Raw genomic sequence first — 20662 nt, 5'->3', positions numbered from 1 at the left:
CCTGGAGGACCACTTCCGATGGCCAAGATCATCGCTTTTGACGAGGAAGCTCGCCGCGGACTCGAGCGTGGCATGAACCAGCTTGCCGACGCCGTCAAGGTGACGCTGGGCCCCAAGGGCCGCAACGTCGTCCTTGAGAAGAAGTGGGGCGCCCCCACGATCACCAACGACGGTGTCTCCATCGCCAAGGAGATCGAGCTCGAGGACCCGTACGAGAAGATCGGTGCCGAGCTCGTCAAGGAGGTCGCCAAGAAGACCGACGACGTCGCGGGCGACGGCACCACCACCGCCACCGTGCTGGCCCAGGCGCTCGTGCGCGAGGGTCTGCGCAACGTCGCGGCCGGCGCCAACCCGATGGCCCTCAAGCGCGGCATCGAGAAGGCCGTCAAGGCCGTCTCGGACCAGCTGCTGGCCCAGGCCAAGGATGTCGAGACCAAGGAGCAGATCGCTTCGACGGCCTCCATCTCGGCCGCCGACACCCAGATCGGCGAGCTCATCGCCGAGGCCATGGACAAGGTCGGCAAGGAAGGCGTCATCACCGTCGAGGAGAGCAACACCTTCGGTCTCGAGCTCGAGCTCACCGAGGGCATGCGCTTCGACAAGGGCTACATCTCCGCGTACTTCGCCACCGACCTGGAGCGGATGGAGACCTCGTTCGAGGACCCCTACATCCTGATCGCCAACTCCAAGATCGGCTCGGTCAAGGACCTGCTCCCGCTGCTTGAGAAGGTCATGCAGAGCGGCAAGCCGCTCGTCATCATCGCCGAGGACGTCGAGGGCGAGGCCCTGTCGACCCTGGTCGTGAACAAGATCCGTGGCACCTTCAAGTCCGTCGCCGTCAAGGCCCCGGGCTTCGGTGACCGTCGCAAGGCCATGCTCGGCGACATCGCCATCCTCACCGGTGGCACCGTGATCTCCGAGGAGGTCGGCCTCAAGCTCGAGAACGCCGGCGTCGACCTGCTGGGCACCGCCCGCAAGGTGGTCATCACCAAGGACGAGACCACCATCGTCGACGGTGGCGGCGAGAGCGACCAGGTCGCCGGCCGGGTCAACCAGATCCGTGCCGAGATCGAGAACTCCGATTCGGACTACGACCGCGAGAAGCTCCAGGAGCGCCTGGCGAAGCTCGCGGGCGGCGTGGCCGTCATCAAGGCCGGTGCCGCGACCGAGGTCGAGCTCAAGGAGCGCAAGCACCGCATCGAGGACGCCGTCCGCAACGCGAAGGCCGCCGTCGAGGAGGGCATCGTCGCCGGTGGTGGCGTCGCGCTGCTGCAGGCCGGTGTCGTGTTCGACAAGCTGGAGCTCGAGGGCGACGAGGCCACCGGTGCCAACATCGTCCGCGTCGCGCTGGAGGCCCCGATCAAGCAGATCGCGGTCAACGCCGGCCTCGAGGGTGGCGTCGTCGTGGAGAAGGTCCGCAACCTGCAGGCCGGTTGGGGTCTGAACGCCGCGACCAACGAGTACGTCGACCTCATCGCCGCGGGCATCATCGACCCGGCCAAGGTCACGCGCTCGGCGCTGCAGAACGCCGCCTCCATCGCGGCGCTCTTCCTCACCACCGAGGCCGTCATCGCCGACAAGCCCGAGAAGGCCGGTGCCCCTGCGGGCGGCGGCATGCCGGGTGGCGACATGGACTTCTGATCCTCCTGAGGATCAGTCGGTTCCGAACGTCCGTCAGGGCGGTCTCCCCTTCACCGGGGAGGCCGCCCTGCGGCGTTTCACCCTCGTGGATGATGACGCCGCCCAACGGCCCAGGACCTGGCCCGCTTTCCGCGGGCCGTCTCCGGCTCTTGAGCAGCTGCGGGACAATGGTGGGATGAGTGCCACCGACATCGAAGCCGCGCTGCACGCCGCGCGGGCGCTGATCCTTGCCGACCTGACCGCTCGGGACGTGGCCGACCCGCAGGTGGTGTCGCTGGTGGAGGACGCCGTGACCCACCGGCGGTGGTGGTTGGAGCAGTGGCCGGACGGGACGGACTACGTGCTCGGGCTGGTGGCGCAGGACGTGCAGGACAAGCTGCTGGAGGCGTACGGGCGCTGGCCGCTGTGCGAGGCGTGTGCGGCCGAGGGGGACCCGCACGCGCTGAGCGTGGAGCCGGAGCTCGGGCCCGAGCCGCACTGGATGTGCGGCAAGGAGGCGACCGTGGTGGCGCCGGTGGGTGCGCTGTCGTGATCCTGATCGACCTGCCCTCCCTGCCCGGCATCGGGCAGGAGACGCCCTGTCCTGGCCGGGGCACGGGAAGCACTGGTCGGTGAGCGACGCCTCGTACGAGGAGCCGCACGCCTTCGCCGAACGGTTGGGCGCCCCCGCGCGCGGTTTCGAACGTGACCTCCCCCAGCCTTCGGCCGGGGGCCCCTTGGACATCCCGGCCGCCTGGTACGAGAAGGCGGTCGGGCCCGGCGCGCAGCCGGTGGGTAGCAAGGAGCTGGTGGCCCGGCTGACCGCGGCCGGACTGCGGCGGCGGAAGGCCGGTCGCGGGGTCAGCGCTCCAGGAGCATGAGTTCGGCTGCCAGGTTGCGGCGGGCGGGCTCGTCGTAGCGCTCCCGGGCGTCGGTCGTCCGGTAGAGCGCGGGCAGGGTGAGGAGCTGGCGCAGGATGGCGGCCCGGCCCTCGCGGAAGGCGTCCTCGGGGACGAAGGCGTACTCCGCGCGGACGGCGGCTGCGTAGGCGGCGTACTGCTCGGGGGTGCCGCCGAGGACGGCGAGGTCGGCGTCGCAGAGCACCTCGCCGTTGCGGTCGCCGGGAGCGGGGTGGTGGCCGACGGTGAGCCGGACCAGGCGGGCGACCTCCTCGGTCAGCGGCTCGGCGAGGCCGGCCTCGCGCAGGGCGCGGACGGCCAGTTGGGCGCTGCGCTCCTCGTTCTCCGACCGGTCGGGCTTGTAGACGGCGTCGTGGAACCAGGCGGCCAGCCGGATGGCGTCCGGGTCGTCGGCGTGTCCGGCGAGCGCGTCGATCTGGTCGAGGACGGCCGCCAGGTGCTCGGTGCGGTGGTAGTGCCGCTGCGGTTCGGCCCAGCGGGCCAGCAGGTCGCGGCCGTACGGCTCCGGGTCGACGGTGGCTCCGGCGCGGAGCAGCAGGGCGGTCCAACGGTCGAGCAGCTCGGTCGTCATGACGGGCATTCTTCCCGACGGCGCACCGGCGGTCGCTGCCGCCGTCCGCCGTATGTTCGGGCACGGCGCCGGAGCGGTTCTGCCGGGCGCTCGCCGCGCCGGGAGGCGCAGGGCGGACTGATCCGTTCCACTGCGCAGGGGGCTCGCCGACGGGCCTCCTGATGTGGCAGGGTAAGCAATATGTCTAGACCAATGTTCGAAGTGATCGCGTTGACGGCGGAGGACGCCCGGGCTGCTCAGGCGGGCGGTGCCGACCGACTCGAACTGGTCACCGACATGGCCGCGGACGGGCTGACGCCCTCGTCGGCGGACTTCGCCGCGATCCGGAACGCGGTCGACCTGCCGCTCCGGGTGATGCTCCGGATCCGGGACGGCTTCACCCCCGGCAGCCTGGACGAGCTGCGCGCGCGGGCCGCCGCGCTGCGCTCCGAGGGGGCCGAGGAGTTCGTCTTCGGGTTCCTGGACGCCGACGGTGCGGTGGACCTGGCCGCGACCGAGGCCGTCGCAGAGGCCGTGGCGGGCTGCCGCTGGACCTTCCACCGGGCGATCGACCACAGCCTGGACCGGGCCGCCGTCCGGGCCGCCGTGGGCGATCTGCCGGGCCTGGACACCTTCCTCACCTCCGGCTCCGCAGCGGGGGTGAGCGCGGGCGGGGAGGTGCTGGCGGGCGAACTCGCCAAGTCCGGTGACCCCGGCTACCGGCAGGAGATCCTGATCGGCGGTGGTCTCCGGGCCGAACACGTCCCCGGTCTCCGGGCGGCCGGCTTCGACGGCTTCCACGTCGGCGGGCCCGTGCGCCGCAACGGCTGGGCGACTCCGGTCGACCCCGCCAAGGTCGCCGCCTGGCGGGCGCTGATCGACGCGTGAACGCGGGGGCTCCCTGCCGGTGTGCGGCGCCGCCCGCGACGGAGCCGCACACCGGCAGCGGCTAGCGCAGCTGCTCCGGAAGTGGCTGGGCGTGCAGCACCGCCAGCCCGGAGACCGCCCGGGTGAGGGCGACGTAGAGGCGGCGCAGGCCGGTCCGTTCGTCGGGTTCGCCGGCGACGACGGCGGCCGGTTCGTCGAGGACCACGTAGTCGTACTCGAGGCCCTTGGCGAGGGAGGCGGGGACCAGGGTGAGGCGGGCGTCGGCGCTGGTCTCGGTGCCGGGGTCGAGGAAGGGCAGTCCGGCGGCCGTGAGTGCTTCGGCCAGCGCGGGGATGCGGGCGTCGGCGGCGATCAGACCGGTGGAACCCTCGCGCTCCAGCGCACTGCGGCAGGCCGCGACCAGGGCCGCGTCCAGCGCGTCGGCCTCGACCTGACGGAGGCTCAGCGAGCCGGGCGCGTCACGGACCGAGGTGGCCGGTGCGAGGCCGGGGGCGATCGCGGGCAGCAGCCGGGAGGCGTACGCGATCACCTCCTCGGGCACCCGGAAGCCCTTGGTCAGCTCCTCGACGTGGGCGGTCGGCTTGCCGAGGTGGTGCAGGGCCTCGGCCCAACTGCCGGTCGCCCAGGGGGTGGTGCCCTGGGCCAGGTCGCCCAGCACGGTGGCGGAGCCGGTGCTGCACCGGCGGCCGACGGCGCGGTACTGCATCGGTGAGAGGTCCTGCGCCTCGTCCAGGACGACGTGACCGAGTGAGGCGGTGCGCTGGACCAGGTCGGCGGTCTCGTCGACCAGCACCGCGTCGGCGGCGGTCCAGGGGGCAGTCCGCACCGAACGGGTGGGCCTGGTCCAGCGGATGGTGGCCTGCTCCTCCTCGGTCAGGACCCCGTCGGCGCAGCTCGCCAGGAACGCGGCGTCGGTGAGCAGCCGGTGCACCAGCTTGGCCGGGTCGACCGGCGGCCAGCACTGCTTGACCATGGCCTTGACCTGCGGATTACGGGCCACCGCGTCCTGCACCCGGTCGTCGGGGGCCTCGCCGTCCTGTTCCATCTTGAGCAGGATCGCGTGCGCCAGCCGCTGCGGCAGCGCCTCGCCCGCCGCGCCGTAGCGGATCTCCCGTCCGCGCAACTCCTCGATGATCTCGACGAGTTCGTACACCGGCAGGCGCCAGCGGCGGGAGCCGCGGACCACCACGAGCGGTTCCGTCGGCAGGCTGATGCCGGACCGGACGGCACGCCGCAGCACCTCGGCCATCCGGGCGTCGCCCTTGAGGCGGGCGGCCTCGGACGGGTCCTCGGCGCGGATCTCGACGTGCTTGACCAGCTCCTGCACGGTCGCCTGGGCGACGTCCAACTCGCCCAGTGCGGGCAGGACCTGCTCGATGTAGTGCAGGAACGAGCGGTTCGGTCCGACCACCAGGGTGCCGGACTTGGCGAGCCGGTCGCGGTGCGCGTACAGCAGGTACGCGACCCGGTGCAGGCCGACGGCGGTCTTGCCGGTGCCGGGGGCGCCCTGGACGCAGATGGTGCCGCCGATCTCGGCCCGGACGATCTCGTCCTGCTCGGGCTGGATGGTGGCGACGATGTCCCGCATCGGGCCGACGCGGGGCTTCTCGATCTCGGCGGCCAGCAGGGCGGAGGTGCCGTCGGTCTCCGCCGGATCGGTCAGGTGTTCGTCCTCGTACGCGGTCAACTCGCCGCCGGTGTAACCGAACCGGCGCCGCCGGTCGACATCCAGCGGGTCGGTCCTGCTGGCCCGGTAGAACGGCTGGGAGACCGGGGCCCGCCAGTCGATCACCATCGGGTCGCCGGTGGCGTCGTGCACGTGCCGCCGCCCGATGTAGAACCGCTCGCCGCTGCCGCCCTCGGCGGCCTCCTCGCTGATCGCGTGCCGGTAGTCCAGCCGGCCGAAGAACAGCGGGGTGTGCGCCAGGTCGGCGAGTGCGGCGATCCGGTTCTCGATCTGGTTCTGCAGGACGGCGGCGGAGACCCAGGTGCCGGTCACGTCGCGCAGGTCGAGCGACTCGACGTCCGCGCGCATCGCGCGCAGCGCGGCCCGGGAGGCGGCCAGGTGGTCCCGTTCGCGCTGGAGCAGCGGGTCGATGGGCGGCGGGTCAACGGTGGGGGAGTGCACAGCGAACCTTCCCGGCCACCCGGCGCGGGGTGGCGGTCTCGTCGTTAGCTCACGGTGAAGAAACCGCCCGGTTGCCGACCGGACGGGCTCCCACGGCTGCCGTGACGGCACCACGCTTCGGGAGGGGGCAAGATCGGAGATCCTAGACCTGCCCCCGCCCGGGGCGCGAATCGTTTTCGCGCCCTGACGCCCCGCTAACTGGACCCCTACAGGACCTCGTCCGCGTCGATGATCCGGTAGGCGTAGCCCTGCTCGGCCAGGAAGCGCTGCCGGTGGGCGGCGAAGTCCTGGTCGACGGTGTCCCGGGCCACCACCGAGTAGAAGTGCGCGGAGTGTCCGTCCGCCTTCGGGCGCAGCACCCGGCCGAGGCGCTGGGCCTCCTCCTGCCGGGAGCCGAAGGTGCCGGAGACCTGGATCGCCACCGTCGCCTCGGGCAGGTCGATGGAGAAGTTGGCCACCTTGGAGACCACCAGCACGCTGATCTCCTTGGTGCGGAACGCCTCGAACAGCTTCTCGCGCTGTGCGTTGCTGGTCTCGCCCTTGATCACCGGCGCGTTCAGCACCTCGCCCAGCTCGTCCAGCTGGTCGATGTACTGACCGATGATCAGGGTCTGGTCCTTCTCGTGCTTCTTGACCAGGGCCTCCACCACGCGCCGCTTGGTCGCGGTGGTGGCGCAGTACCGGTAGCGCTCCTCCGGCTCGGCGGTGGCGTAGGTCAGCCGCTCCGAGTCGGTGAGGGTGACCCGGACCTCGCAGCAGTCGGCGGGCGCGATGTAGCCCTGCGCCTCGATCTCCTTCCACGGCGCGTCGAACCGCTTGGGCCCGATCAGCGAGAAGACGTCGCCCTCCCGGCCGTCCTCGCGGACCAGCGTGGCGGTCAGGCCGAGCCGCCGCCTGGCCTGGAGGTCGGCGGTGAACTTGAAGACCGGCGCGGGCAGCAGGTGCACCTCGTCGTAGACCACCAGGCCCCAGTTCCGCGCGTCGAACAGCTCCAGGTGCGCGTAGGTGCCCTTCCGCTTGGTCGTCATCACCTGGTAGGTGGCGATGGTGACCGGGCGGATCTCCTTCCGCGTCCCGCTGTACTCGCCGATCTCGTCCTCGGTCAGCGAGGTCCGCTTCACCAGCTCGTGCTTCCACTGCCGGGCCGAGACGGTGTTGGTCACCAGGATCAGCGTGGTCGACTTGGCCTCCGCCATCGCGGCCGCGCCGACCAGCGTCTTGCCCGCGCCACAGGGCAGCACCACGACACCGCTGCCGCCGTGCCAGAAGCCCTCCACCGCCTGCTGCTGGTACGGGCGCAGCGTCCAGCCGTCCTGCTCCAGCTCGATCGGGTGCGCCTCGCCGTCCACGTACCCGGCGTGGTCCTCGGCCGGCCAACCCAGCTTGAGCAGAACCTGCTTGATCTGGCCGCGCTCCGAGGGGTGCACGACCACGGTGTCCGGGTCGAGCCTGGCGCCCACCAGCGGGGCGATCTTCTTCGACTTCAGCACCTCCTCCAGCACCGGCCGGTCGGTGGTGCTCAGCACCAGCCCGTGCACCGGGTGCTTGGACAGCTGCAGCCGCCCGTACCGGCCCATGGTGTCGGCCACGTCCACCAGCAGCGCGTGCGGCACGGGGTAGCGCGAGTACGTCACCAGAGCGTCCACCACCTGCTCGGCGTCGTGCCCGGCGGCCCGGGCGTTCCACAGCCCGAGCGGGGTGACCCGGTAGGTGTGGACGTGCTCGGGCGCCCGCTCCAGCTCCGCGAACGGCGCGATCGCACGGCGGCAGTCGGCTGCCTTGGGGTGGTCGATCTCCAGCAGCAGGGTCTTGTCGCTCTGGACGATCAGCGGTCCGTCGTTCACACGCGTCCCTTTCGGGCAGGGGTGGCCCGACCCGGGTGCGGGTGGCCAAACGTCCAGTCTGCCGCATCAGCGCCGGCGGCGGAGGAGCTCAGCGCCTCAGCCAGTGCTGCGGGCGCCAAGGGCGTCTGCGCGGAGTCTGGTTCCGGAGCCGCATGACCTTGGCGAGGTTCTCCTCGTCGCCGGTTTCCTGGAAGGCGGCGGCTGACTCGCCGAACGCCTGGTCGGCCGCCCGCAGGTCGCCGGTGCGCCGGTACGCCAGGCCGAGGTTGAGCAGGGCCTGTGCCTCGTAGTGGCGTCCACCCAGCTGCCGGTAGAGGGTGACGGCCGCTGTCTGGGCCTGGACGGCCTCGCCGTACGAGCCGGAGAGCTCCAGGGCCGAGCCGAGGTTGGTCAGTGCCATCGCCTCGGTGTGGCGGTCTCCGGTCCGGCGGCTCAGTTCGAGCACCGACGTGAGGGGCTCGATCGCCTGCTGCGGGGAACCGACCTGCATCAGGACGTTGCCGAGGTGGTTCCGCGCCTGGGCCGCCATGTGGTCGTCGCCCAGCGAGTCCAGGATTTCCACGGCCGTCAGGAGCCTGCCGAGGGCCTCGCGCGGCCCCTCTCCCTCACGGCCCATGGCGAGGGCCAGCCCGAGGTTCGCCTGGGCCAGGCCCTCGCTGTGCCGGTCCTTGGTCTCCCGGGCGGCCGCGAGGGCGCGCCGGTGGGCGTCGACTGCGGCCGGGAACTGCCCCAGGTCCCGCAGGACCATCCCCAGGTTGTTGAGCGCGACGCCCTCACCCCTGAGGTCACCGGCCTCCTGGCAGATGACGATGTCCTCGCCGAAGGCTTCGGCGGCCTCCTGGAGTCGGCGCACGCTGTGCAGGGCCTTGCCGAGGTTGTTGTGGGTCATGCCCCGGAAACGGGGGTCGGTCTCCGGCGGATAGAGCGCCAGGGCCTGCCGGAGGACCTCCACGGCCAGCTCGGGACGGTTCATCTGCTGGTAGGTCAGACCGAGGTTGTTGAGCGTGCCGGCCACCGACTCGGCGTCCCCGCTGAGCCGGTGCAGGCTCTCGGCCTCCTGGTACGAGGCCACCGCGTCGTCGAACCGGCGCAGCTCGCGCTGGGCCGTGGCGAGGTTGTTCAGGACGCTGGCCTCGACCTCCCTCGGCATCGGGTGATCCGGCGATCGGACCGCTTCGAGTGTCGCGAGGGCCAGTTCGGCGGACTCGTCGAGGTTCCGGCGGAGGGACTGGAACTCGATCAGCGAGTAGTGCAGGTCGAGCAGCACCCCGGGCCGTCCCAGCCGCGGTGCGACGAGGGCGGCGGCGAGCAGGTTGTGCCGCTCGGTGTCCAGCCAGGTCAGGGCGGTGTCCAGGTCGGGGAAGAGGGAATCGGGCTGCGCTCCCGGGACCAGCCGGGAGTCCGCGGCGTGTGTGGTGACGACGTAGTACTGGAACAACCGGTCTGCGGCCGCCTCCCGTTCGTCCGGGGTCTCCTGCGCGCGGCAGAGTTCCTCCGCGAACAGGCGCATGAGGTCGTGCATGCGCCAGCGCCCGTACGACGATCCGGACTCGACCAGATGCCCGCGGACGAGCGGCAGCAGCAACCGCTCCGCGTCACCGGGCGCCAGGTCGGCCAGCCGGGCCGCCGCCTCGGTGGACAGGTCGGGCCCCGGGTTGAGCGGCAGCAGTCGGAAGAGCCTGGCCTGGTCGGGGCACAGGTGCCGGTACGAGAGGTCGAAGGCGGCGCGGACGGCGAGATCCTCCCGGCTGAGCTCCTCCAGCCGGTGGCGTGCGTCGCCCAGGGCGGTCGCCATCGAGCGCAGCGGCCGGGCCGGGACGTCCGCCAGCAGGGCGCTGACGACCGAGAGCGCGAGGGGCAGTCGGCCGCAGAGGGACGCCACCGCGTCGGCCGCCTCCGGCTCGTCCCGCACCCGGGTGTCGGCGGGGCCGACCACCTCGTGCAGGCTCCGCCCGATGAAGTCCACCGCTGCCTGCTGCTCCAGGACGGACAGGTCGAGCAGGCGGGCCCCGAGGTCGCTCAGGGAGTGCCGGGAGGTGATCAGCACGGGGATCCGAGGGTCACCGGGGAGCAGCGGACGGACCTGGGCGCTGTCCATCGCGTTGTCGAGGAGCACCAGGATCCGCCGTCCGCCCGCCGCGTAGGTGGCGAGGGCCGAGCGGTACTGCCGCTCCCGGTCCGCCGGGTCCTCCGGGATGCACTCGTCGGGCACGGCCAGCGAGCGGAGCAACGAGCCGAGGGCCCGGTGGGGGCCCACCCGGCGCTGGTCGTCGTAGCCGAACAGGTCGATGAAGAGAACGCCGCCCGGTAGGAAACCCGGCTCCCTCAGCGCGTGGTGAGCCACCTGGAGAGCCAGCTCGGTCTTCCCCACTCCGGGCAGCCCGACGATCACGTGGCCCGCTCCGGCCGGGGCCGAGCCTGGCCGGAGCGCTTCGAGCAGGGTGTCCCGCGCGGCGTCCCGGCCGGTGAAGGCCGGGGAGGGGGAAGGCAGACCGGAGAGTGCGGGTGGGACGGTGGCGGGGAGTTGGAGCGTCACGTCGGCGCCCTGCACCACGGTGCCGAGGTACAGCCCGCCGCTGATCTCGTTGCGGACGCTGTGCCTGTCCTCCGAAGCGGTCACACGGTCCTCGCCCTCGCCCGATGCCGGCGCCCCCACCGTAGGAGAACTCCGGGGTCCCTGTCAGCCGGAATCGGTCCGATGCGAAGCCGGTCCTGGCCGGTCGTCAGAACGGCACGGCGCGCAGCCCGTTCGGCGCACTCGGGTGGTTGTGGGTGACCTGCGTGGAAACGGCTCGTTGGGCAGGGCATGAAGATGCCGAATCGTCTGCTCGCCGCAGTCGCGCTGTCCGGTGCCGCGCTGGCCGCCGCCGCCGTGCCCGCCCATGCGGCCAAGACCCCCGGGATGCCCGACATCAAGAACGCCGGTGGGGTGTTCGGGTTGGTCGCGTTCACCGGGGCGGAACTGCTCACCGGGGTGGACCCGACGCCGCCGGACCCGGAGGTGCTGATGGAGCAGGCCAAGCAGCAGCAGGCCGAGCAGGCCGCCAAGGAGAAGAAGTAGCCGTCAGGCGGTGAGCCAGACGTAGGCGGCGAACCGGCCGGTGACCTGCTCCCTGCGGTGCGAGAAGAAGTTCTCGTCCTCGATGGTGCAGCGGTCGTCGTGCCGAATCTCGCCGACCCCGGCCCTGGTGAGCTGGGCGGTGATGCCGGCCCGGACGTCCAGGGACGGGGTGCCCCGGCGGGTGGTGGCCCAGAGCTCGGGGAGCTGCTCGCAGGCTTCGGCTCGCATCTGCTCGGGCACCTCGTAGCAGCGGCCGCAGGCCAGCGGGCCGACCAGGGCGACCAGGTCGGCCGGGTCGCTGCCGCGCGCGGTCAGCGCCGCGACCAGGGCCGTCGCCATCCCGGCGACCGTGCCGGCCCGGCCGGAGTGGGCTGCGCCGACCAGCCGCCGGACCGGGTCGCCGATCAGCACGGGGGCGCAGTCGGCGGCCAGCGCGACCAGCCCGAGGCCGGGGCGGTCGGTGACGATGCCGTCCAACGGTGGTGCGGTGTGCGGTTCGTACGGCTCGGTGACGTAGGCGACCTCGGTGCCGTGCACCTGACGCATCATCACCACCCGGGCCGGGTCCAGGCCCAGTTCCAGCGCGGTGAGTTCGCGGTTGCGGCGGACGTTCGAGGGGTCGTCGTCGGTCCGCCCGCCGAGGTTGCGCGAGTCGTACGGGGCCTGGCTGACCCCGCCGTGGCGGTCCATGACGGCGTACCGGATTCCGGGTGCGAGCTCCATGATCCGAAGGTTACTGCGCGCTGTCCGCCAGTTCGGCGACTCCGGTGATCCGGTGCAGGGCGAAGGTGCGGACCTCGTCGCTGAGGTGGTCGTACGCGGTGACGTAGCCACCCTCGACCTTCACCGGGTCGATCACCCGCTGCGAGGAGAGACCCTCGGCGTTCACGTAGCCGATCCACATCCGGTCGCCGAGCAGCACCGCGGTCTGGAGCGCGGCCAGCGTGTCCGCCGCGGCGGTGCGCGGGAGTTGGCGCAGGTCGCTGCGGGCCGGGCCGCTCTGCGGGTGGTGGGCGGCCGGGCCCGTGACGGTCTCCCTGCGGACGGCGGTGGCGGCCCGGTCGCCCGCCCGGACGGCCTTGACGGCGGCGGTCAGCAGGACCTGGTCCGGCTCCGGCGGCCCCTCCGGGACCGGGGTGGGGGCGGTGCGCGGCGGGGTGCGGCGGCTGTCGGGGTGGGTCAGCAGCACGTCGCCCTCGGCGGACTCGGCGGCGGGGGCGTATCCCATCGACCTGAGCACCGAGAGCAGCGTCTCGGGCCCGGCCTGGGCGGCCAGCACGGTCGGGGCGAGCAGGCGCAGCCGCAGCTCGGCCGCGCGCCGGTCGGCCAGCACCTCGGCCAGCAGCCCGGGGTCGTCGCAGCGCAGGTACGAGGAGGCCGCGCCGACCCGGAGCACGCCGTGCCGCCGCGCCACGTCGTCGATCAGGTAGCTGAGCGGTTGCGGGACGGGGGTGCGGGAGTGCTGGGCCAGGAAGGAGTGCAGGTCGGAGGCGGACCGCCCGGCGTCCAGCGCGCGCCGGATCGAGGCGGTGGTGAACCGGTAGACCGTCGCACCGCCCTTGGACTCGATGTCCGCGCTGAGCGCCAGTGCCTGGGCCAGCGGGGTGAGCAGCGGGCCGGGGGCGATCGCGGTCAGGTCCGGCTGGAGGATCACGTGGTCCAGGGGCTGCGGGAGCAGCGGGTCCAGGACGCCGGCGGGGTCGGCGTGGTCGAGCAGCGCCCGGGCCGGTGTGCCGAGGGCGCCCCGGCCGGTGATGCCGAGCAGTTCGGCCTCGTGCAGCGTCCAGTCGACCAGGTGGTCCCGGAAGTCCCGGCCGTCCGGGCCCACCGGGCCGCCGCGGAGCGGGCGTTGCCAGCGGAGCAGCGGCAGCAGCGTCGCGGCGTCCGCCACGCCTCCGGCCGGCAGACCGGCAAGGGCCTCCAGGACGGCGCGGCGTACGGACGGTGCGAGGGTGCGGTCCAGCTCGGGGCCGAGCGGGGCGCGGGTCCTGCCCTTGCCGTCCGGCGTGCCGGTCAGGCCGGCCACCCGGGTGGCGGTCAGCCAGTTGCGGGCCAGCAGCGACCAGCGGTCGGCGGTCGACTGCTGCAGCCAGTGGTCGTACGCCGGGGTGGGCGCCCAATGCTCGTCGGTCTCCCCGTCCGGCGCCAACAGGCCGGAGACGTAGGCGAGTTCGAGCCAGAAGGCGGCGGTCTGCTCGCTGCACTCCAGGATCAGCGCGGCCCGCTTGAGGTCCCGTACGCCGAGGCCGCCGGCCCGCAGAGTGGGCGGCGCCTGGAGACCCCAGGCCTCCAGCACCTCCTCGACGGTGCGGACGGCGGTGTAGGCCTGCCCGGCCGCCGCTCCGTCCACAGCCTGTGGATCACGCTCGACGGTCGGCGTGATCACGGGCGGGACCGGCTCGACCGTACGGTGACTGCGGCCGCCGCGCAGGTGCAGTGCCAACTCCCGTGGGATCACCACCGATCCGGCGCTGGAGGGGAGCAGCAGGCCGCGGGCGAGCAGCCATTCGACCGGGCTGCGGGCCTCGTCCGCGGTGACCGGCCTGGCCGCGTCCGGGACGGTGCCGGTCGGTGGCCCCCAGACCAGCTTCTCGAGCAGGGCGAGCGCCGGGGCCGGGGCTCCGGCCAGCAGGGCGGCACAGCGCTTGCGGTCCTGGAGCAGGCCGCCGAGCGCGGCGACGGCGGTCACCGGGTCGGCGGTGGGCGGCAGTCCGGCGCCGGCGATCAGTTGCTGGAGCCTGGCCGGCGACATGCCGACGGTCGCCTCGGCCAGGGTCGGGCCGAGTCCGGTCCGGCCGGGGTTGGCGGCGGTCGGGGCGAGCGCCTCGCGGACCGCGATCACCAGCCGGAGCGCCGAGTCCGGGCCCCAGAGCAGCACCTGCGAGCGGAGCGTGGCGATCGCGCCGGGCAGGGCGGCGGTGACGGCGGCGCGGTCCACCTGGGTCGCGTCCGGGTGCGGCTTCACCCGGGCGGGGCCGGCCAGCAGGTTGCGCACCACGGTGTCGGGGCAGCCGTCCGGCGCGGCGGCGAGCGCCTCGGCGGTCTGGAGGGTGAAACGGTCCAGCCGCTCCAGGGCCCGGAGGGTGGACGCGCGGCTGGAGAGCCGGGCGGCCAGCTGGGTGAGGTCGCTCGGCACCGGGTTGAGCAGGTCGGGGCGGGCCCGCAGCAGGTCGGCGAGCGCACGGTCGTCGCGCGCGCGGAGCTCCTCGGCGAGGGTCCGGGGTGCAGCGGCCCTGGCCGGGCGGGGCTCGCTCTGCTGACTGGTCATCCGACCCAGATTACGGCACGGGAGCGGACAGGCCAGGGGTCCGGGCGGACGGTCTCCCGGCAGAGCCCCGAGCCGTGATGGGCGAACCGGGTGACCGCGCCCCGGCGCGTGGGTAGCGTCGGGGGTATGGCGGACGGTGAGTGGTGGCGGGTGTCGGGGCGGAAGGTCGAGGTGGGGGAGTCGGTGTACGCGCCGGAGGTGCCGGTGGAGCCGGTCGAGGCGCCGGTGGCGGAGGTGGTGCCGAGCCGTACGGTGAGCGCCGCCGACTTCCCGGGGTGGGACAGCATCACCTTCGACTTCCCGGTGGCCGAGCCGGAGCCCGCCGTCGAGCAGGTGGTGGAGGCGGCGGCGGAGCACGAGCCGGAGGGGCAGGAGACCGCGCCCGGCCGGTCGTTCCTGACGGGCCGTCGGCCGTCGCCGGTGGTGCTGCTGGCGGTCGTGGTGCTGCTGGCGGGTGCGGTCACCGGCCAGCTGCTCGCGCTGCTGGCGGGCTGGGCGGTGGCGTACGTGTCCCGGCTGGGTGATCTGACCAGGAAGTTCGCGGTGCTGGGGGTGCCGTTGGGCACGATGACCGGGTCGGCGGTCTGGCAGTGGGGGCGCGCGCAGGGCCGGTGGGGCTCCCCGGCGGGCCCGGCCGACCAGTTGGGGCGCCAGGTGTGGGACGGCGCGCCGGATGCGCTGCGGGTGGCGGCGGTGCTGTCGGCGCTGTTCCTGCTGCTGGTGACGTTGCGTCGGCGCAAGGCCGTGGCGGAGGGCTGAGCTCAGGCGCCGAGGAAGTGCTGCAGTTCGGCGAGGATCAGGTTCGCGCCGGTGTAGCCGATGCCCTCGAACCACAGCTGGTCCTCCACCGCGAAGGCGCGGTGCGCCCTGACGGCGCCGAGCGCCTGCCAGCCGGCGCCGGCCAGCACGGCGTCGGTGCCGGCCTTGGCGGGGTCACCGTACGTCGAGTAGAAGAGGACGTCCCCGTCGGCCTGGCCGATCCGGTCGGGCGGCACCTCGACGGCGAACCGGTCGACGTTCTGCGGGTCGGGGCGGCCGAGCTGGAGGTCGGTCAGCAGGGTGCCGACGAAGCTCTGCTTCCCGTACAGCCGGACGGTCGGTGACCCCTCGACGAACCGGACCACGCTGATCCGCCGGCCGCCCGAGCCGGCGTTGCCGATCGCCTGGACGACCCGGCCGACGTGCCGGCCGTACTCGGCGGAGACGACGGCACCCTGCGCCTGGCGGCCGAGGGCCTGGGCGTGCAGCTGGAAGTTCTCCTTCCAGGGGAAGCCGGTGGTCCGGCTCAGCACGGTGGGGGCGACCGCCCGCAGGGCGTCGTAGCGCGCGCCGTCCCGGGTCTGGTTCCCGAGCAGCAGTTCGGGGGCGAGGGCGCTGATCCGGGCGCTGTCCGGGCTGCCGATGTCGCCGACGATGCCGATCCGGTCCAGCCAGGCGGCCGGCCAGTAGTCGGGGAGCTCCCGGTCTGCGGCGGCTCTGGCGGCGCCGACCGGGGGGATGCCGAGGGTGAAGGCGGAGTCCAGTTCGGCGGTGTCCAGCACCACCACCCGCCGGGGTGCGCCGGGCACCACGACCTCGCCGGTGGCGGCGGTCACGGTGACGTTCGGCACCGGCGCGGGGCTGGGTGTCTCCGTTCCGGACGGCAGGTCGGGGAAGGCCGGGGGAGCGGGTGAGGCGGTGCAGCCGGTCACCAGGGCCGCCCCCAGTCCGGCCAGTGCGGTACGGCGGGAGAGTTGACGCGGCATCGGCACCTCGGACGGCTCGACGGTACGAGTGCTGTCGATTATGTCCGAGTTGTCTGCTGGTGGGCGCCGTCGGTGCGGTGAGTTCCCCCTTCTAGGGTGGGGGCCATGTCTCTCACCGTGGGCTTCGACCTCGACATGACCCTGCTCGACACCAGGCCCGGCATCCGGGCGACCTATGACGCCCTGTCGGCCGCCACCGGCGTGCCGATCGACAGCGCGCTGGCGGTCACCCGGCTCGGGCCGCCGCTGGCCCACGAGATCGCGAACTGGTTCCCGGCCGAGGAGGTGGCGGAGATGGCCGACCTGTACCGGACGCTCTACCGCGAGCACGCGCTGCCCGGCACGCTGCTCCTGCCCGGTGTGGTCGAGTCGCTGGCCGCCGTCCGGGCCCACGGCGGGAGGGTCGCGGTGATCACCGGCAAGTACGAGTCCAACGCCCGGCTCCAGCTCGACCACGTCGGCCTGGCCGTCGACATCCTGGTCGGCGACACCTGGGCCGAGTCGAAGGGCGACGCCCTCCGCGAGCACGACGCCACCGTCTACGTCGGCGACCACCTCGGGGACATCATCGGGGCGCGGGCCGCGAGCGTGGTCGCGATCGGGGTCGCGACGGGGCCGTACACCGCGGCGGAACTCCGTGCGGCGGGGGCGGACGTGGTGTTCGCGGACCTCACGGAGTTCCCGGGCTGGCTGGACACGTACGTGGCGTGAGGGCCCGAGCCCCTGCCGCCCGGAGCCCCTGCCGCCCGGAGCGCCTGCCTCAGTGCTGCCTGCGCGCGGACCGGAGCAGGCCGGTCAGGGCGACCAGGAAGCCGAGGGGCATGAGCATCGAGATCCAGTAGGCGACCGACGGCAGCCGGGCCAGGTCGAAGAAGAGCGGGACGAAGGTCGCCAGGGTGGCCACCGCCCCGATCAGGAAGACGATGGCACCGGCTCGGACAAGGCCGTCGCCGCGGTCGGTGGTGGGGGTGCTCACGGGGGCTCCTCGACGTCGTGACCCGGGACGGTTCCAGTGTCGCAGTTCGCCGCCCCCGTCGATCGGCGGGGGCGGGCTCAGCCCAGACGCTCAGACCGGGGCCCCGGCGCTCGGGCACCCTTGAGGTGTCGGGTGGAACGAGTGGGCAGAGCAGGGGCGTACGAACACATGGGTCTGACGAGTCACAAGGTGCTCGCGCTGTCCGCACTGGTCTCGGTGCTGACGGTGGCCGCGACGGTCTGGCTCTGGCCCCGGCTGGCCAGGCGGAGCTGGGCGACGGTGTTCGGCCGGATCGGGACCATCCTGGCCACCCAGCTCGCCGTGATGTGCACCGTCGGTCTGGTGGCCAACAACTACTTCGCGTTCTACAGCAGCTGGGACGACCTGATCGGCAGCAACCAGGACGGCCCGGTGGTGATCCAGAGTCAGCTCGCCGACGGCCGCAAGGGGGCTGTGGTCCAGACGATCTCGAGCGAGAACGTCCGGGGTTCCAACACGGTCGGCCGGGAGGCCGCGGCGGTCGGGAAGCTGGAGAAGATCCGGATCCCCGGCGCCTCCACCGGTCTGAGCACCGAGGGGTACGTCTACCTGCCGCCGCAGTACTTCCAGCCGGAGTTCAAGGACCGGAAGTTCCCGGCCGTGATCGCCATCACGGGCTTCCCCGGTGACGCGAAGAACCTGATCACCAAGCTGAACTACCCCTCCACCGAGCTGTCGCTGATCAACGAGGGGAAGACCAAGCCGTACGTCCTGGTGCTGATGCGCCCGTCGCCCGCCATGCCCCGGGACACCGAGTGCGAGGACGTCCCGGGCGGCCCGCAGTCGGAGACGTACTTCGCGCAGGACGTGCCGCAGACCGTCCGGGACTCCTACCGGGTCGCCTCGGGGCCGGGCAGCTGGGGGATCATCGGCAACTCCACCGGCGGGTACTGCGCGCTCAAGCTCGCCATGAAGCACCCGGACGTGTTCGCCGCCGGGGTCTCGCTGTCCGGCTACTACCGGGCGGCCGAGGACCCGACCACCGGTGACCTGTTCGGCGGCAGCCACGACCGCCGCGACCAGGCGGACCTGGACTGGCGGCTGGCCAACCTGCCGAAGCCGGCCGTCTCGCTGCTGGTCGGCGGGAGCAAGGAGGGCGACGGGGACTACTACCCCGCGACCCGGAAGTTCGTCGACGCCGCCAAGGGCAGCGCCACCAAGGTCTCCTCGATCACCCTGGAGACCGGCGGCCACAACTTCAACACCTGGAGCCGGATGCTCCCCGCCTCGCTCGGCTGGCTCGGCGACCGGCTCAACGCGCCCGCCTGAGCCCACGCCGCCGACCTGCGCGGATCCGACGGTCCGTCACGGACCGCAGTTCCTCGGGGACGGAAAGTTTCGGGCTGCGGGTGGTCAGGGTATGCAGCTCTCGCGCGGGGCCGTTCGGGTGCCCCGCCGTCCTGATCGGGGGTGTCGCCAGTGCAGAGCGCTCAGCCGCTCCCCGGCCGCGCCAGGCCCCGGTCGGGCAGTGCCGGGCACGTCAGGTCGCCGTACGAGAAACCGGCTGCGTGCCGGTGAGGCACTGACGGATCATTAGGCTGCTCACCCCGACACCGATCCGGCGCCCCGGCGCGGTCGGCGCGCCATCCACCCCGGTGATCCCCGGCCCACGGCCGGGGTCTCCCCGCACCCACACGAGGACTTTTCGAGATGCCCACCGGCCAGGTCAAGTGGTTCAACGAGACGAAGGGCTTCGGCTTCCTGTCGCGCGACGACGGCGGTGACGTCTTCGTGCACACCAAGGCGCTGCCCGCCGGGGTGACGGCGCTGCGGCCTGGACAGCGGGTCGAGTTCGGCGTGGTGGCCGGTCACCGGGGCGACCAGGCGATGTCGGTCACGCTGCTGGAGGCGCTGCCCTCGGTGGCCGCCGCCCAGCGCAAGAGCGCGGACGACATGGCCCCGATCGTGCAGGACCTGATCACCACGCTGGACGCGGTGCTCCCCGGCCTCCAGCACGGCCGCTACCCGGCCAAGCCGACCGGCGAGAAGCTGGCCGCCCTGCTGCGCGGGGTGGCGGACCAGTTCGACGTCTGACGGGCCTTCAGAACTCCAGCGCACCCGGGTCGATCGCGGGCACCAGCCCCTCGGCGGCGGCCCGGGTGAGCAGGCCGCGCACGGCGGCGTAGCCGGCCTCGCCCAGGTCGGCGGTGAACTCGTTGACGTACAGTCCGATGTGCTGGTCCGCCACCGCCGGGTCCATCTCCTGCGCGTGCGCCAGCACGTAGTCGCGGGACGCCTCGGGGTCCTCCCAGGCCATCCGGACCGAGCTGCGGATGGCGGCCGCCAGCTCGTCCAGCCGCTCGCGGCCGAGCGACCTGCGGGCCACGATGGCGCCGAGCGGGATCGGCAGGCCGGTCTCCAGCTCCCAGGCCTCGCCCATGTCGGCGAGCCGGTGCAGGCCGTACTGCTGGTACGTGAAGCGGGCCTCGTGGATCACCAGCCCGGCGTCCACCCTGCCGTCCCGGACGGCGGGCATGATCTCGTGGAACGGCAGTACCACGATCTCGCCGAAGCCGCCGGGCACCGCATTCGCCGCCCAGAGCCGGAACAGCAGGTAGGCGGTGGAGCGCTGGCTCGGCACCGCCACCGTACGGCCCGTCAGATCCGTCGGCGCGCCCGCCTCCCGGGTCAGCACCAGCGGGCCGCAGCCCCGGCCCAGCGCGCCGCCGCAGGGCAGCAGGGCGTACTCGTCCAGCACCCAGGGCAGCTGGCCGTAGCTGATCTTCAGCAGGTCCAGCTCCCCGCGCTCGGCGAGGCCGTTGGTGACGTCGATGTCCGCGAAGGTCACCTCGGGCGCCTCGGCGCCGGGCACCAGCCCGTGCGACCAGGCATGGAAGACGAAGGTGTCGTTCGGGCAGGGGGAGTACGCGACCTGCAGGGTCATCGGGCGACCTCCTGGATCAGCTCTCGGTACGGCAGGTGGACGAACGCCCGCTCCAGTGCCCCCAGCGCCTCACCGATCCGCCAGGCCGCCCGGTCCCGGGGGCCGACCGGGTTGGAGACGGTGCGCAGCTCCAGCATCGGTACGCGGTACCGCTCCGCCGCCTGCGCCACCCCGTAGCCCTCCATCGCCTCCGCCACCGCGTGCGGGTGACGGGCCGCCAGCTCGGCCGCCCGCTCGGCGCTGCCGGTCACGGTGGACACGGTCAGCACGGTGCCGGTCGCGGCGTCGAGCGCGTCGGCGGCCAGCCGGACGGCTCCCGGGGGCGGGGTGTACCTGATCCGGCCGAAGCCGAGCTCGGTCACGTCCTGGAACCCCTCGGGGGTGCGGGCGCCCAGGTCCGCCACCGCGACCTCCTCTGCCAGCACGATCGACCCGATCGGTGCCCGGGGGACGAAGCCGCCGGCGATCCCGGCGGAGATCACCAGGTCGTACGGGTGCGCCGCCAGCACGGCGGCCACCGAGACGGCGGCGGCCGTCGGGCCGACGCCGGCCACCAGGACGTCCACCTCGGTGCCCGAGGCGTGCTCGCTGCGCCGCAGCTCGCCGATGTCCAGCGGCACCGGCCGGGCGCCGTCCCGGAGGCCGCGCAGCACCGCCTCGGCCTCCGCCTGAACGGCGACGGCGACGAGCAGCCGGGGGGTTCCCGGCCGTTCGTCGCCGTACTGAGCTGGTGTCACCG

At 73.1% G+C, this 20662-nt stretch carries 19 protein-coding genes; 9 read left to right on the top strand and 10 right to left on the bottom strand.

The window, feature by feature from the left end:
* Positions 1-18 precede the first annotated feature (18 nt).
* The 3 genes from groL (at position 19) to ACKUU6_RS14430 (ending at position 2501) form a co-directional block, all read left to right on the top strand.
* Positions 19-1641, top strand: coding sequence for a chaperonin GroEL (gene groL / locus ACKUU6_RS14440; protein ID WP_407988933.1), 1623 nt, complete (start codon positions 19-21; stop codon positions 1639-1641).
* 175 nt (positions 1642-1816) lie between these two features.
* Positions 1817-2173, top strand: coding sequence for a hypothetical protein (locus ACKUU6_RS14435; RefSeq protein WP_407988932.1), 357 nt, complete (start codon positions 1817-1819; stop codon positions 2171-2173).
* Positions 2160-2501, top strand: a complete 342-nt coding sequence (locus ACKUU6_RS14430; RefSeq protein WP_407988931.1) for a DUF4031 domain-containing protein — start codon at positions 2160-2162, stop codon at positions 2499-2501. The genes ACKUU6_RS14435 and ACKUU6_RS14430 overlap by 14 nt, the downstream gene beginning before the upstream one ends.
* Here ACKUU6_RS14430 and ACKUU6_RS14425 read toward each other — a convergent pair.
* Positions 2482-3111 carry an HD domain-containing protein gene (locus ACKUU6_RS14425; protein WP_407988930.1) on the bottom strand — a complete coding sequence of 210 codons (630 nt, stop codon included), beginning with the start codon at positions 3109-3111 and terminating at the stop codon, positions 2482-2484. The genes ACKUU6_RS14430 and ACKUU6_RS14425 overlap by 20 nt on opposite strands.
* 180 nt (positions 3112-3291) lie before the next feature.
* On the opposite strand from ACKUU6_RS14425, the gene ACKUU6_RS14420 reads away from it, so the two are divergent.
* Positions 3292-3978, top strand: a complete 687-nt coding sequence (locus ACKUU6_RS14420; RefSeq protein WP_407988929.1) for a copper homeostasis protein CutC — start codon at positions 3292-3294, stop codon at positions 3976-3978.
* 61 nt (positions 3979-4039) lie between these two features.
* Here the strand turns inward: ACKUU6_RS14420 and ACKUU6_RS14415 are convergent, their stop codons facing one another.
* The 3 genes from ACKUU6_RS14415 to ACKUU6_RS14405 form a co-directional block, all read right to left on the bottom strand.
* Positions 4040-6106 carry a HelD family protein gene (locus ACKUU6_RS14415; protein ID WP_407988928.1) on the bottom strand — a complete coding sequence of 689 codons (2067 nt, stop codon included), beginning with the start codon at positions 6104-6106 and terminating at the stop codon, positions 4040-4042.
* A 206-nt stretch (positions 6107-6312) separates the two neighbouring features.
* The gene (locus ACKUU6_RS14410; RefSeq protein ID WP_407988927.1) at positions 6313-7950 is read right to left on the bottom strand and encodes a DNA repair helicase XPB; all 1638 of its coding nucleotides are present in this window, start codon (positions 7948-7950) and stop codon (positions 6313-6315) included.
* A gap of 88 nt (positions 7951-8038) precedes the next feature.
* The gene (locus ACKUU6_RS14405) at positions 8039-10570 is read right to left on the bottom strand and encodes a tetratricopeptide repeat protein (protein ID WP_407988926.1); all 2532 of its coding nucleotides are present in this window, start codon (positions 10568-10570) and stop codon (positions 8039-8041) included.
* A 192-nt stretch (positions 10571-10762) separates the two neighbouring features.
* Between ACKUU6_RS14405 and ACKUU6_RS14400 the strand changes: the two genes are divergently transcribed.
* Positions 10763-11011 carry a hypothetical protein gene (locus ACKUU6_RS14400; protein ID WP_407988925.1) on the top strand — a complete coding sequence of 83 codons (249 nt, stop codon included), beginning with the start codon at positions 10763-10765 and terminating at the stop codon, positions 11009-11011.
* Between the two features lie 3 nt (positions 11012-11014).
* Here ACKUU6_RS14400 and pgeF read toward each other — a convergent pair whose 3' ends face one another.
* Both pgeF and ACKUU6_RS14390 read right to left on the bottom strand, forming a co-directional pair.
* Entirely contained in the window at positions 11015-11734 is a 720-nt protein-coding gene (gene pgeF, locus ACKUU6_RS14395) for a peptidoglycan editing factor PgeF (RefSeq protein WP_407988924.1), read from the bottom strand.
* Between the two features lie 10 nt (positions 11735-11744).
* The gene (locus ACKUU6_RS14390; protein WP_407988923.1) at positions 11745-14279 is read right to left on the bottom strand and encodes a helicase-associated domain-containing protein; all 2535 of its coding nucleotides are present in this window, start codon (positions 14277-14279) and stop codon (positions 11745-11747) included.
* A gap of 126 nt (positions 14280-14405) precedes the next feature.
* Here ACKUU6_RS14390 and ACKUU6_RS14385 point away from each other — a divergent pair, with 126 nt between their 5' ends.
* Positions 14406-15038 (top strand): hypothetical protein, encoded by a 633-nt coding sequence (locus tag ACKUU6_RS14385; RefSeq protein WP_407988922.1) that lies wholly within the window; start codon positions 14406-14408, stop codon positions 15036-15038.
* A gap of 2 nt (positions 15039-15040) precedes the next feature.
* Here ACKUU6_RS14385 and ACKUU6_RS14380 read toward each other — a convergent pair whose 3' ends face one another.
* Positions 15041-16024 (bottom strand): ABC transporter substrate-binding protein, encoded by a 984-nt coding sequence (locus ACKUU6_RS14380; RefSeq protein WP_407988921.1) that lies wholly within the window; start codon positions 16022-16024, stop codon positions 15041-15043.
* A 105-nt stretch (positions 16025-16129) separates the two neighbouring features.
* On the opposite strand from ACKUU6_RS14380, the gene ACKUU6_RS14375 reads away from it, so the two are divergent.
* Positions 16130-16735 carry an HAD family hydrolase gene (locus tag ACKUU6_RS14375; protein ID WP_407988920.1) on the top strand — a complete coding sequence of 202 codons (606 nt, stop codon included), beginning with the start codon at positions 16130-16132 and terminating at the stop codon, positions 16733-16735.
* A 49-nt stretch (positions 16736-16784) separates the two neighbouring features.
* Here the strand turns inward: ACKUU6_RS14375 and ACKUU6_RS14370 are convergent, their stop codons facing one another.
* Positions 16785-17000 (bottom strand): hypothetical protein, encoded by a 216-nt coding sequence (locus ACKUU6_RS14370; protein WP_407988919.1) that lies wholly within the window; start codon positions 16998-17000, stop codon positions 16785-16787.
* 168 nt (positions 17001-17168) lie between these two features.
* On the opposite strand from ACKUU6_RS14370, the gene ACKUU6_RS14365 reads away from it, so the two are divergent.
* Both ACKUU6_RS14365 and ACKUU6_RS14360 read left to right on the top strand, forming a co-directional pair.
* A complete protein-coding gene (locus ACKUU6_RS14365) occupies positions 17169-18308 on the top strand; it encodes an alpha/beta hydrolase (RefSeq protein WP_407988918.1) in 1140 nt (379 codons plus the stop codon).
* A gap of 381 nt (positions 18309-18689) precedes the next feature.
* On the top strand, positions 18690-19073 hold the full coding sequence (locus ACKUU6_RS14360; protein WP_407988917.1) for a cold-shock protein: 384 nt from the start codon (positions 18690-18692) through the stop codon (positions 19071-19073).
* Between the two features lie 7 nt (positions 19074-19080).
* Here the strand turns inward: ACKUU6_RS14360 and ACKUU6_RS14355 are convergent, their stop codons facing one another.
* Together ACKUU6_RS14355 and ACKUU6_RS14350 are read right to left on the bottom strand one after the other, a co-directional pair.
* Complete coding sequence (locus tag ACKUU6_RS14355; protein ID WP_407988916.1) at positions 19081-19923, bottom strand: 1,4-dihydroxy-6-naphthoate synthase; 843 nt, start codon at positions 19921-19923, stop codon at positions 19081-19083.
* Positions 19920-20660: a futalosine hydrolase gene (locus ACKUU6_RS14350; RefSeq protein ID WP_407988915.1), complete on the bottom strand. Its 741-nt coding sequence runs from the start codon at positions 20658-20660 to the stop codon at positions 19920-19922. The genes ACKUU6_RS14355 and ACKUU6_RS14350 overlap by 4 nt, the downstream gene beginning before the upstream one ends.
* Between the last annotated feature and the right edge of the window lie 2 nt (positions 20661-20662).

This window comes from Kitasatospora sp. CMC57, from assembly GCF_045866025.2.
Lineage (GTDB): Bacteria > Actinomycetota > Actinomycetes > Streptomycetales > Streptomycetaceae > Kitasatospora.
This window is presented reverse-complemented; position numbering and strand designations above follow the sequence as displayed.

Bases quoted from the DNA above. Each gene is read 5' to 3' on its own strand.
- groL (WP_407988933.1), top strand. From the start codon at position 19: ATGGCCAAGATCATCGCTTTTGACGAGGAAGCTCGCCGCGGACTCGAG.
- ACKUU6_RS14435 (WP_407988932.1), top strand. From the start codon at position 1,817: ATGAGTGCCACCGACATCGAAGCCGCGCTGCACGCCGCGCGGGCGCTG.
- ACKUU6_RS14425 (WP_407988930.1), bottom strand. From the start codon at position 3,111: ATGACGACCGAGCTGCTCGACCGTTGGACCGCCCTGCTGCTCCGCGCC.
- ACKUU6_RS14420 (WP_407988929.1), top strand. From the start codon at position 3,292: ATGTCTAGACCAATGTTCGAAGTGATCGCGTTGACGGCGGAGGACGCC.
- ACKUU6_RS14400 (WP_407988925.1), top strand. From the start codon at position 10,763: ATGCCGAATCGTCTGCTCGCCGCAGTCGCGCTGTCCGGTGCCGCGCTG.
- pgeF (WP_407988924.1), bottom strand. From the start codon at position 11,734: ATGGAGCTCGCACCCGGAATCCGGTACGCCGTCATGGACCGCCACGGC.
- ACKUU6_RS14390 (WP_407988923.1), bottom strand. From the start codon at position 14,279: ATGACCAGTCAGCAGAGCGAGCCCCGCCCGGCCAGGGCCGCTGCACCC.
- ACKUU6_RS14385 (WP_407988922.1), top strand. From the start codon at position 14,406: ATGGCGGACGGTGAGTGGTGGCGGGTGTCGGGGCGGAAGGTCGAGGTG.
- ACKUU6_RS14380 (WP_407988921.1), bottom strand. From the start codon at position 16,024: ATGCCGCGTCAACTCTCCCGCCGTACCGCACTGGCCGGACTGGGGGCG.
- ACKUU6_RS14375 (WP_407988920.1), top strand. From the start codon at position 16,130: ATGTCTCTCACCGTGGGCTTCGACCTCGACATGACCCTGCTCGACACC.
- ACKUU6_RS14365 (WP_407988918.1), top strand. From the start codon at position 17,169: ATGGGTCTGACGAGTCACAAGGTGCTCGCGCTGTCCGCACTGGTCTCG.
- ACKUU6_RS14360 (WP_407988917.1), top strand. From the start codon at position 18,690: ATGCCCACCGGCCAGGTCAAGTGGTTCAACGAGACGAAGGGCTTCGGC.
- ACKUU6_RS14355 (WP_407988916.1), bottom strand. From the start codon at position 19,923: ATGACCCTGCAGGTCGCGTACTCCCCCTGCCCGAACGACACCTTCGTC.